At 64.0% G+C, this 11,738-nt stretch carries 10 protein-coding genes and 1 pseudogene; 6 read left to right on the top strand and 5 right to left on the bottom strand.

The features are described 5' to 3' along the window. The first annotated feature begins 75 nt into the window (after positions 1–75). From ribH to B5525_RS35625, 4 genes are all read left to right on the top strand, one after another. The gene (gene ribH, locus B5525_RS35640) at positions 76–567 is read left to right on the top strand and encodes a 6,7-dimethyl-8-ribityllumazine synthase (protein WP_079570590.1); all 492 of its coding nucleotides are present in this window, start codon (positions 76–78) and stop codon (positions 565–567) included. 2 nt (positions 568–569) lie between these two features. Then, positions 570–1,085 carry a transcription antitermination factor NusB gene (gene nusB / locus B5525_RS35635; RefSeq protein WP_079570588.1) on the top strand — a complete coding sequence of 172 codons (516 nt, stop codon included), beginning with the start codon at positions 570–572 and terminating at the stop codon, positions 1,083–1,085. Between the two features lies 1 nt (position 1,086). Beyond that, entirely contained in the window at positions 1,087–2,088 is a 1,002-nt protein-coding gene (thiL, locus tag B5525_RS35630) for a thiamine-phosphate kinase (RefSeq protein ID WP_079570587.1), read from the top strand. A gap of 205 nt (positions 2,089–2,293) precedes the next feature. Continuing rightward, entirely contained in the window at positions 2,294–4,414 is a 2,121-nt protein-coding gene (locus B5525_RS35625; protein WP_079570585.1) for a sodium-translocating pyrophosphatase, read from the top strand. A gap of 913 nt (positions 4,415–5,327) precedes the next feature. Here B5525_RS35625 and B5525_RS35615 read toward each other — a convergent pair. The 4 genes from B5525_RS35615 to B5525_RS35600 all read right to left on the bottom strand — a co-directional run bounded on the left by B5525_RS35615 (position 5,328) and on the right by B5525_RS35600 (position 8,733). After that, positions 5,328–6,764: an MFS transporter gene (locus B5525_RS35615; RefSeq protein ID WP_079570582.1), complete on the bottom strand. Its 1,437-nt coding sequence runs from the start codon at positions 6,762–6,764 to the stop codon at positions 5,328–5,330. Positions 6,765–6,775: 11 nt separating this feature from the next. Then, positions 6,776–7,183 (bottom strand): YybH family protein, encoded by a 408-nt coding sequence (locus B5525_RS35610; protein WP_079570580.1) that lies wholly within the window; start codon positions 7,181–7,183, stop codon positions 6,776–6,778. A gap of 83 nt (positions 7,184–7,266) precedes the next feature. After that, complete coding sequence (locus tag B5525_RS35605) at positions 7,267–7,668, bottom strand: SPW repeat domain-containing protein (RefSeq protein WP_079570579.1); 402 nt, start codon at positions 7,666–7,668, stop codon at positions 7,267–7,269. Positions 7,669–7,815: 147 nt separating this feature from the next. Next, the gene (locus B5525_RS35600) at positions 7,816–8,733 is read right to left on the bottom strand and encodes an NADP-dependent oxidoreductase (protein WP_079574235.1); all 918 of its coding nucleotides are present in this window, start codon (positions 8,731–8,733) and stop codon (positions 7,816–7,818) included. Positions 8,734–8,989: 256 nt separating this feature from the next. On the opposite strand from B5525_RS35600, the gene B5525_RS35595 reads away from it, so the two are divergent. Further along, complete coding sequence (locus B5525_RS35595) at positions 8,990–10,393, top strand: PLP-dependent aminotransferase family protein (RefSeq protein ID WP_079570577.1); 1,404 nt, start codon at positions 8,990–8,992, stop codon at positions 10,391–10,393. Between the two features lie 204 nt (positions 10,394–10,597). Here the strand turns inward: B5525_RS35595 and B5525_RS35590 are convergent. Then, positions 10,598–11,026, bottom strand: a pseudogene (locus B5525_RS35590) (IS30 family transposase); the annotation flags it as partial. A gap of 347 nt (positions 11,027–11,373) precedes the next feature. On the opposite strand from B5525_RS35590, the gene B5525_RS35585 reads away from it, so the two are divergent. Next, positions 11,374–11,559, top strand: a complete 186-nt coding sequence (locus B5525_RS35585) for a hypothetical protein (protein WP_154073650.1) — start codon at positions 11,374–11,376, stop codon at positions 11,557–11,559. Positions 11,560–11,738 lie beyond the last annotated feature (179 nt).

The following is an 11,738-nucleotide window of genomic DNA, read 5'->3' as shown; positions in this document are numbered from 1 at the left end:
CTTCATCCGCCGTGGCGACTACAACGCGCAGCATCCGTATGTTTGCGGATAGGTCGCAGATGGATTGAACAGACGATGGCAGACGCGCGGCGCGCACCCTTGAAGGATCAGACCGACATTTCCGGCGCACGCGCGCTGATCGTCGAGGCGCGCTTCTATGACGATATCCAGGATGCGCTGATGGAAGGCGCGGTGGCGGAGCTGAAGGCCGCCGGGCTGAACCACGACGTCATCACGGTGCCCGGCGCGCTGGAGATTCCGGCCGCGATAGCGATCGCGCTCGATGTCGCCGAAAGCACCGGCAAGCCCTACGATGCCGCGATTGCGCTCGGCTGCGTGATCCGGGGCGACACCATCCATTTCGAAATCGTCTCGATGGAATCCTCGCGCGCGCTGATGGACCTTTCGGTGGGCAGACGCATGCCGCTCGGCAACGGCATCATCACCGTCAACAATGAGGCGCAGGCCTGGGCGCGGGCCAGAGCCGGCGAGCTCAACAAGGGCGGCGACGCCGCGCGCGCGGCACTGGCGATGCTGCGGATCAAGCGCCGGCTGGTGCGGATCTGATCATGGCGGAGAACAAGAAAAGCCAGGACAAGAAGCCCGCAAAGGGGGCCGACAAAAAAGCCAACCGGCGCGGCGCGGCGCGGCTTGCCGCCGTGCAGGCGCTCTACCAGATGGACATCGGCGGCGCCGGGATCAACGACATCTTCGCCGAGTTCGAGAGCCATTGGCTCGGCAACGAGGTCGAGGGCGACAAATACCTTCCGGCCGAAGCCGCGTTTTTCAAGGACGTCGTCGCCGGCGTGGTGCGCGACCAGGGCAAACTCGATCCCTTGATCGACGAGGCACTGTCGAAGGGCTGGCCGTTGAAGCGGATCGACGCGATTTTGCGCGCGGTGCTGCGGGCCGGCGCCTATGAACTCGAGCACCGCAAGGACGTGCCCGGCCGCGTCGTGGTGTCGGAATATGTCGACGTCGCGCATGCCTTTGTCGAGGCCGAGGAGACCGGCATGGTGAACGCGGTGCTCGACCAGATCGCCCGCCAGTTCCGCGCCGACGAGTTTTCGCGGGCAGGCGGGTGACATGGCCGCCCCCGGTGCAGACCCATCCGGCGAAGACGCGCTGATCGCGCGGTATTTCAAGCCGCTGGCGACCGATCCCGGCGCGTTCGGCCTCGTTGACGATGCGGCGATCCTGAGTGCGTCGGGCGAGGACATCGTGGTGAAGACGGACGCCATCGTCGAAGGCGTGCATTTCCTGCCCGACGATCCGCCCGACACCATCGCGCGCAAGGCGCTGCGGGTGAACCTGTCCGATCTCGCCGCCAAGGGCGCCACCCCGGCCGGCTTTATGCTGACCCTGGCGCTGCGCAAGGCCGACGATGCCTGGCTCGCGCCGTTTGCGCGCGGCCTCGGCGAGGACGCGGCGCATTATGGCTGTCCGCTGCTCGGCGGGGATACGGTTTCCACGCCGGGCCCGCTGATGATTTCGATCGCGGCGTTCGGGCGCATCCCCTCGGGCAAGATGGTCCATCGCTTCGGCGCGCAACCCGGCGACCGCGTGGTGGTGACGGGGACGATCGGCGACGCCACGCTCGGCCTCGATATCCTCAAGGGCGGCAAGGCCGCCGCGGCGCTCGCCGACAACGCTGCGGCGAGGGACATGCTGGTCGCACGCTACCGCGTGCCGCAGCCGCGCAACGCGCTGGCGCGGGCCATTCGCGATCACGCCAGCGCGTCGATGGATGTCTCCGACGGGCTCGCCGGCGATCTCGCCAAGCTCTGCGCGGCCTCCGGCACCTCGGCGGTAATCGACGCGCCGGGCATTCCCTTGTCCGCGCCGGCGGCGGCCTTGCTCGCGCGCGGCATCGTGGATATCGGAACCCTGGTTTCCGCCGGCGACGACTACGAGATCTTGTGCGCGATCCCCGAGAAACGATTCGAGGGCTTCGCCCGGGACGCAGGTGCTGCCGGGGTGACGGTGACCTCGATCGGAACCATCATGGCGGGCAGGTCGGCCCCGCGGTTCCTGGACGCGCAGGGCAGGGAGGTGCCGCTGCAGCGCCTGTCCTACAGCCATTTCTAGGCATTTCACCAAAAGCTCGCAGGTTCGCCCGCAAATACCTGCCGAAATCGGCGTCTTTGGACCTTCGTGGCGTTGCGCCCGGCATACGATTTTGGCATGGTCCCGCCGATTTAAGGTCACCCTTTGGGCAGGGAAGGCCTTCTTTTGATGCGCCCGCCGCTCCCGCGGTGAATGGCGTGGGGTGAAACAATCTGAGGCAGATTCAATGACAGCATTATGGGTGATCGTGCTCTGCGGAGCGCTTTCCATCGTTTACGCCATCTGGGCGACGGCCTCCGTGATGAAATCGGACGCCGGCAATCCGCGGATGCAGGAGATCGCGGCGGCGGTTCGCGAAGGCGCGCAGGCCTATCTGCGGCGCCAGTACACGACCATCGGCATGGTCGGTATCGTGATCTTTGCGCTCTTGGCGTATTTCCTCGGCATCCTGGTGGCGGTCGGCTTCGCCGTCGGCGCGATCCTGTCGGGTGCCGCGGGCTTCATCGGCATGAACGTCTCGGTGCGCGCCAACGTCCGCACCGCACAGGCCGCGACGACCTCGCTGGCCGGCGGACTTGAACTCGCGTTCAAGGCGGGCGCCATCACCGGCATGCTGGTGGCCGGTCTCGCGCTGCTCGGCGTGACGATCTACTTCGCCTACCTCACGCACTTCATGGGTCTTGCCGCCAACAGCCGCACCGTCGTCGACGCGATGGTGGCGCTTGGCTTCGGCGCCTCCCTGATCTCGATCTTCGCCCGTCTCGGCGGCGGCATCTTCACCAAGGGCGCCGACGTCGGCGGCGACCTGGTCGGCAAGGTCGAAGCCGGCATTCCCGAGGACGATCCGCGCAACCCCGCCACCATCGCCGACAATGTCGGCGACAATGTCGGTGACTGCGCCGGCATGGCCGCCGACCTGTTCGAGACCTATGCGGTGACCGCGGTCGCCACCATGGTGCTGGCCGCGATCTTCTTCGCGACCTCGCCGCTGCTGGTGAACATGATGACCTTGCCGCTCGCCATCGGCGGCGTCTGCATCATCACCTCGATCATCGGCACCTTCTTCGTCAAGCTCGGCGCCAGCCAGTCGATCATGGGCGCGCTGTACAAGGGCCTGATCGCCACCGGCGTCCTGTCGCTGGTCGGCGTGGCCGGCGTCATCAACTGGCTGATCGGTTTCGGTCCGCTGGAGGGCGTGAAGTTCACCGGCATGGCGCTGTTCGAGTGCGGCGTCGTCGGCCTCGCCGTCACCGGGTTGATCATCTGGATCACCGAATACTACACCGGCACCGAATATCGTCCGGTGAAGTCGATCGCTGCCGCGTCCGTTACCGGCCACGGCACCAACGTGATCCAGGGCCTTGCGATCTCGATGGAATCGACCGCGCTGCCTGCGCTCGTCATCATCGCCGGCATCCTCGTCACCTACAGCCTTGCCGGCCTGTTCGGCATCGCGATCGCCACCGCCACGATGCTGGCTCTGGCCGGCATGGTCGTGGCGCTCGACGCCTTCGGCCCGGTCACCGACAATGCCGGCGGCATTGCCGAAATGGCCGGTCTGCCCAAGGAAGTCCGCAAGGCCACCGACGCGCTCGACGCCGTCGGCAACACCACCAAGGCTGTGACAAAAGGCTACGCGATTGGCTCGGCCGGTCTCGGCGCGCTGGTGCTGTTCGCGGCGTACAATGAAGACCTCAAATACTTCATCGGCAACGCTGCGAAGTTTCCGTACTTCCAGGGCGTGCTGCCCGACTTCTCGCTGAACAACCCCTACGTCGTGGTCGGCCTCTTGTTCGGCGGCCTCTTGCCGTATCTGTTCGGCGCGATGGGCATGACGGCGGTCGGCCGCGCGGCCGGCGCCATCGTCGAGGAAGTGCGGCGCCAGTTCCGCGAAAAGCCCGGCATCATGCAGGGCACCGACAAGCCCGACTACGGCAAGGCGGTCGACCTCCTGACCAAGGCGGCGATCAAGGAAATGATCATCCCGTCGCTGCTGCCGGTGCTGTCGCCGATCGTCGTCTACTTCGTGATCTATACGATCGCGGGCGGCGGCGCGGCGGGCAAGTCGGCGGCGTTCTCGGCCGTCGGCGCCATGCTGCTCGGCGTGATCGTGACCGGCCTGTTCGTGGCGATCTCCATGACCTCGGGCGGCGGCGCCTGGGATAATGCCAAGAAGTACATCGAGGACGGCCATTTTGGCGGCAAGGGCTCCGACGCCCACAAGGCCGCGGTCACCGGCGACACCGTCGGCGATCCCTACAAGGATACGGCGGGCCCGGCCGTCAATCCGATGATCAAGATCACCAACATCGTGGCGCTGCTGCTGCTGGCGATCCTGGCGCACTGAGGCCCGATACGATCCAAGGCAAAAACCCCGCGGCGCGAGCCGCGGGGTTTTTGTTTTCGAGACGCGATGGTGTTTCCACGTCATTGCGAGGAGCGACGAAGCAATCCATCGCGCAAAAGCAAGAAAGTTGGATTGCTTCCGCCTTCGCTCTTCGAGCTACGGCGGACAAGTCGCTGCCCTCGCAATGACGGTTTCCAGACATGCGTTTAACTTCTCGCGGCGCGGATTGCGCCCGAAGCTTTGAGTGAATCTTCCGCCCCCAAAAGAGGGCGTGGGGAATGCCGGGTGCCCAGTGCACCCGCAGCCTCGTGTGCGAAGTGGGTAGTGCAAGATGCACACGAGTATTCACAGCGGTCGCACCGGAAATCACCCGGCATCCCCGCACGCAATGGTTTTACGGCTTATGTCGAGCTCTCCCCGGCGATCGGGCTTTTTTGTCACCGTCGCTTGCGAAAATCGCTTCCCGCAAACTTGACGCCGGCGTCGAGGCGTCAGGACCACACGATTTTGCCGTCCGCAAGCAAAGCGCTCTCGTCAGAAGCGCCGCTTGCGGCCATCGCATCCAGCCCCGCGTCCGTGACGATCGCGATACGCCCCTCGAGTGGGGTGGACGGCGGCGGGTATAAGGCGATTTGCGACTTCGGAAAACCAGAATATTTTTTCAGAAGGGACTGGACAGATAGAAACAGCTTGATCCGGCTGGAGAAATTAGATTTTACGCGCAAATCCGCAGGGGGCGCCCGGGAGCCCGCAGCCGCGGATCAAGCCAACGGGTGGGGGTGACATGACGCGCGCGCAATTCCGGCAGGATGTCTGCGAACGCGTGACTGGCTATTGAGTGCACTGTCACCGTAATTCCAGTGCACTGTCACCGTAATTCTTGCCGGCCTGCTGATTACGGACACCGAACGGGTCAGTCTCGCGGGATGAAGTCGACGTGGGGCCCCGGCTCGATGATGAACACCGCGAGCGTGGCGAGAACGCACGCAACCGCGGCGACAGCCAGCGCCATGTGGAACCCTGAGAACAGTTGAGGACCGCCCTGCTGCAGGACGCCGCCGAGCAGGGCGATGGCGAAGAGAGACCCGGCGCGTGAGACCGCGCTGTTGACACCAGACGCTGTTCCGGCGCGATTGGACTCGACGGAGGTGAGGACGAGGGTCGTCAACGGTGCGATCGCCAGGCTCATGCCCAACGACAGCAACAGGATAGGGCGGAAGATGTCCGCCCAATAGGTCGCGTTCGAACCGACAGTGAGCGTCATGGCGCATCCCAAGGCGACGACGGCGCCGCCAGCGAACAATGGCAAGCGCCGGCCGAACCGGCGGCAGAGCATGCCGGCGAGCGGCGAGACGACCGCAATCAGCACTTGCAGGGGAATGAAGGCCAGGCCCGCCACCAGCGTCGGCAGGTGCGCCCCCCGGATCATCACGAACGGGATCAAGGTTAGCATGACCGTGAAGGCTCCGTAGAGGAGTGCAGTGAACAGGTTCGCGCCGACGACCGACCGCGAGGCGAAGAGCGACGGGGGCAGCATGGCGTTGTCGCCTAATCGCCTTTCGGTCACGATGAGGCCGGATAAGCTGCCCAGACCAACGATCAGAGTGACGAGCACCCAAAGGTTCGCACCGGAACCGTTGGTCAGGCTGGTCAGCCCCGCACCCAGCCCGCCGAGCCCGGCTGTCGAAAAGACCGCGCCACCGACGTCGACCCGGGCGTGGCTCGTCGGGGAGTCGTTGGGTATCCACACGGTGCCGACGGCCAGCGCGCCGGCGACTACGGGCAGGAGCATCAGAAAGGTCGTCCGCCAAGACCCGTGATCGAGGATCGCGCCCGCGATCGCGGGCGCGACGCCGCTGGCGACAGCCGCGGCGGCGGACCAGATGCCGACCGCACGGGCTTTCTTGTCGGCGGGAAAGGCCTGCCCGAGCACGGAAAGGCCGCTGGGCAGGATCAAGGCTTCGCCCAAGCCTTGCAGGAACCGGCCGACGATGAGCGGGGCGAAACTCGGCGCGAAACCAATCGCAGTCGCGCCCAGGCCACAGAGAGCGATCCCCGCGAGGAAGATCCGCTTCTGTCCGAACCGATCACCCAGAGCGCCGGCGACCAAGGTCAGGGCCGCGAGCGGCAGGAGCTCGGCGTTCATCACCCACTGCAGGTCGAGCGGCGACAGGCGCATGTCTCGGCCAATCGCTGCGAGCGCGACCGTGACGACGGCGCTGCTGACGAACACGAGGCAGCTGCCCAGGCTCGACGCGGCGAGCACCTTGGTGCTGCCCCGCGCTCCGACGGCCTTAGGCTCGGAGAGCGCCAGGCCGCCGTCAATGAGGATCAGGGACGCGCTGCTCACGACCTAACCCCTCAGGAGCCGGGATGTCGCACCGCCGTGCCTTGATTATTGTCGATAATGTACCGCCAGAACCCATCCGCGCCGCGCCGCATGACGTCGCTCGCTGTGCCGTGCATGTGCACGACCTTGCCGTCAGGACCTGTTCCGTCAATTGACCAGTCCACCACAATCTGGGCGGTGTCGCCGCCGACGAACACATGGCGCACATTTGCCTTCAGCGGCAGGCCGAGCTTGATATCGTGCTCGAGTATGGCCGTGAACTCGGCGCGATCAGTGATGGTTCGCCCGTCGTTCGCGACGAATACCGCCTCCGGGGCGTACAAGGCCATCATTGCCTCGATCTTTCCGGAGTTAAATCGCTTGAGCAGAGACGGGATAACGCCTTCCGGTTTAGTTGGGAGTGGAAAGCTGTCGGACATTAGGGGGCTCCTGTTCGTGTTGGTTGAAATGGTTGCTCTCGGCGTTACTCGATGAACGACCCTCGACGAGGCCGTCGCCGCCTTCAGCCCGCTGTGCGCCTGTCCAATCCCAAACGCATCGCGACTGGTTGCTCAGGCGCGTTAAAGACTGACGTCGTGAGCAGGACAGCGGCAGCGAGGACCCAGTAGTACCAGGCGTCGAGCCCGAAGAATTTGAGGGCAAATGGGGCGATGACAAACACTACCCCGACGGCGCGATCGACCCACAGGTGCAGCCAGTAGGGAATGATGCGGACGAGCCCGGTGGGATGGTCGGTCAGGGCAGCCAAAAGTAGCGCCGCGACACCGACAGCAACCGAAAGCCACATTGCGACCGGTCCGCTCTGGCCGAGCTTCAGCGCGAACGGCGCTGCGATCAAGACGATCGCGACGGGATAATCGATTAGGTAGGCGTGGATAGACTTGGTGATGAAGCGAAACGACATCGGTGACTCCTACGTGTTTGATTGGTCGAGCGGGTCCTTGCGACACTCCCGGTATTTCTCTCTCGCGCTTGAGCGTGCGCAATGCGGTCGGCGACGGCGGCGCGGGTCTTCCTCGGGCAGTCCGGCCACCAGGCGCTTGTGCGTCGCTCAGGGACGAATGCGGATGATCGTCTTTCCCCTGCGTCGCTCGGTCGGGTTTAAGGCGGCGACGGCATCGTCGAGCGTCGAGACGATGCCGATGTTCGTCCGCAGTCGTCCGTCCCGCACCCGCTGCACGATCTCAGTCAGTTGGGCACGATCGGACTCGACCACGAAGTCGACCGCGTGGCCGTCGGCGGGCCGTGCCTCGGCCGGCCCGACGATGGACACCAGCGTTCCTCCGGCTCGAATCAGGCCTGCGGACCGCTTCCCGATGTCGCCGCCGATGCCATCGAGCACCAGATCGACACCGCCGACGTCTTCCAGGGCCTCGTTGTCGAGGTCGACGAACTCCTTCGCGCCGAAGTCGAGCACCGTCTGACGGTCGGCGGCGCGTCCGGTGCCGATGACATGGGCGCCGAACTCTCGTGCGAGCTGCGTCACCACCGAACCGACGGCGCCGGCCGCACCGTGCACGAGGACGCTCTGCCCCGCCTGAAGGCGGCCGTGTTGGAACAGTCCTTGCCAAGCGGTGAGGCCCGAGATTGGCAGACTCGCGCCCACCGTGAAGTCGACGTCGCCCGGGAGCGGCGCGAGGTTGCGTGCCTCCATGGCTACATACTCCGCCAGGGTGCCGTCACGATACCAGTCGGCGAGGCCGAACACTCGCTGTCCCACCGACAGCCCTGTCGTGCCGTAGCCGAGAGCGGTGACTACTCCGGCCAGCTCGTGCCCAGGGATCGACGGTGTTCGATCGCGGTCGAGGCGATCGGTCCAGGTCGAGGGCCACACCAGCTCAGTCGGAACGAATCCCGACGCATGAACCTCAACGACGACGTCGTTTATCGCTGCCTGCGGCTCCGGCCGCTCCACCAGTTTCATCCCGGCCGTCCCCGCAGCCTGTTCCGTTACAACGATCGCCTTCATGGGAATGATCTCCTCGGTCATTTGTCTCTTTGGTGGAAGTGTTGCAGGGAGCGTGGGCGCGCCGGCTATTCACAAAATGCCAGCCATTGTCGAACTCCTGTCTCCGTTTCTGCGATCTGCGCTGTCTGCATTGACCGGGTTCCCATTAAGCCCGATGGAACGGGATCGCTCCGGTCGCTGGTGTTGGCGAACAGATGCGTTGCGCCTGATCATAAAACAGTACCAAGATCGGCGATTTTGGCTGTACCATCGCGCGATGGCTGCCCTCCGCATCCAACTCGATCGTGCCAGAAGGACTCCGCTGGCTGCCCAGATTTATTCGGCGATCCGAGAGGGCATTGAGAACGGACGGCTCGCCTCGGGCGCGCGGTTACCCTCCTGGCAGGATCTCGCCGCTCAACTCGGCGTCTCCCGCGGCACCGTGCGTGTGGCTTACGAGCGTCTCATCGCGGAGCAATTCGCGATTGGTCTTGGCCCGGCAGGAACTCGTGTAGCCGAACGGCAATCCCGATCCTCAATACCTGATTGTTCGCCGGAAGCTCCGCTTCTGCCGGACCTCTTCTACGAGTTCGGACACGCGCCGCTGCCATTTCAGATGGGCGTGCCCGCTCAAGACGCCTTCCCGTTCAAGCTGTGGTCACGCATCCTGACTCGTGAGACCCGGCGGGCTGCGGCGGCGCCGGTGACGTATCCGGATCCGCGTGGCGATCCGGAGTTGCGGAAGGAGATCGCGGCTTACTTAGGGCTGGCCCGCGGCCTTCGGTGCAATCCCTCTCAGGTGCTCATAACAGGTGGATTCTCCGGTGCGCTCGGTCTGGCAATCCGAGGGCTTCAGCTTGGAAGGATGGGAGCGTGGATCGAGGATCCAGGCTTTCCGCTCACGCGCACCGCACTCGGCCTGGCTGGCTTGGCTTTGACAGCTGTCCCGGTCGATGCGGAAGGACTGGATGTTGCCGCTGGTGTCCAGACCGCCGCCGGAGCGAAATTGGCAGTTGTGACACCAGGCCAGCAGGCGCCGCTCGGGATGACGATGTCGCCGCCGCGGCGGCTTGCATTGCTCGCCTGGGCTCGACGCAACGACACCTGGATCATCGAGGACGATTACCTGAGCGAACTGCAACTGAAAGGACGGGCGGCTCCGGCTCTTGCATCTCTCGATCATGGCGGCCGGGTTCTGCACATCGGCAGTTTCAGCAAAACGATCAGCCCGGCGCTGCGCCTGGGTTTTATGGTCGTGCCGCCGGAACTGAGTCGCCGGTTCGCTGAGCTCGCTGCTTCCCTGGCGCCGGCGCCGGCTGCAGGCATGCAGCGCGCTGTGGCGGCATTCCTGCGAGACGGTCACTATCTTCGCCATCTGCGCCGCATGAAGCGGCTTTACGCCGCCCGACGGGAGACCCTGCTTCGTTGCCTGGGAGAAATGGCGCCAAACTCGATAAAGGTGCAGGCGACCGCCGGTCTTGCAGTGGTGATCCTGCTTTCCAAGTCCGCGTCAGACGTGGACATCGCTTCACGCGCGCTAGAGTTCGGCCTCGCCCCGCGTCCGATGTCGGCGTGGTACATGCAACCTCCCCGGCAGCAGGGATTATTGCTCTGCGTTACCAACCTCAACGAACGGCGGCTGCCGGCGGACTGTCGTCGGCTGTTGGAATTGACGCGATAGCACTCACGGAGGCAAGGCAGCTACGCATTGTCGGTCCGTTTCGATGCTGCCGTCGGCGCGAGTGCGCAGGCCGCGACGCGAGACTTAGTGAAGCCAACCGACGTGGTCACGCCGCTTGCAATATGCACGTATTGTGCGTCATGTCCGCTGTTGGCATTTAGCCGTCATCGACAGATTAGCGAATGTCCGCTTTGCGCGGCGGGTTCAACTGATCGCGGCAACACATTCTGCAAACTTCTCAGCTGGGGTTTGATATAGCAAGGTCTTTCGGGGCCTTTCATTGAGCTGCCTTGCTATTGCGCTGAGTTTGGCTTGGCTATGTAGGGACAGATCGGTGCCGTGCGGAAGATATTGGCGCAGCAATCGGTTGGTGTTTTCGTTTGAGCCACGCTGCCAGGGAGACCGAGGGTCACAAAAATAGACCGCGACCTCGGTGGCCAATGTCAGGCGCTGATGATCGGCGAGCTCTTTGCCTCTGTCCCAGGTCAGCGACCGGTAAAGTTCACTGGGCAATCTCTGTGATTGTTTGATCAGCGCCGAGACGACACTTTCAGTATCCTTGTTCGCGACCTTGACCAGCATCACGTAGCGCGAATGACGCTCCACAAGCGTTGCGACATAGCTGTTCCTGGACATGCCGACTGCATTGCGTGATGTTGTCTTTGGTGCCCCGCACAAGCATCGCTTGCTGGTGGGACTGGAGCACGGCATGACCGTCCCATTAGCGGCCACAAGTTGTGAGGTTGGCCCGTCAGTCCGCAAAAATTAGCAACTCATGAACTCCCCTAGCCGGGCAGCCAAGGCGTTCCGCCACTCACCGAGGAAAATCTCGCAAACCGCTCTCCTCTTTTTTGATGGAGAGGCGTAAGATTGCGTGAGCCAGAAGGATCGAGACTTCCGGTTCAGCGGCACCTGGATCGGCCCGCAGACAGGCATCGGTCTCTGCGGTTGGGGGCATGGTGGAATATGAGGAGAGCGACATGATATCTGAGATACAGGTTCACGTGATCGCGCGGCAGATGTTCGAGAAGCACGGCCTCGAGGCTATCGCCCAGGCGGCCCAGAATGCCCAAGCTTGCGAGAACACAGGCGACAGCGAAGAAGCCAGAGAGTGGCGCCACATCGAAGACGCTATGAAGATGATGCGGGGACCGCATCAAAGCTGACGGGGGCTGCAACGTTCCTTCAATGAACACGAGAGGGCGATCACGCTCCGATGTGTATGTCGGCGCGATTAAAAAATCTGGATCCCCACTATTGCGCCGCAATGGATCGCGTGCGGCGGTGTTGAAAGACCCGACCTTTGGGACCGGTTCTGCCTTATTGTTCGATCAGGTGGGTACTG

Source organism: Bradyrhizobium erythrophlei (genome assembly GCF_900129505.1).
In the GTDB taxonomy this organism is placed as follows: domain Bacteria; phylum Pseudomonadota; class Alphaproteobacteria; order Rhizobiales; family Xanthobacteraceae; genus Bradyrhizobium; species Bradyrhizobium erythrophlei_D.
This window is presented reverse-complemented; position numbering and strand designations above follow the sequence as displayed.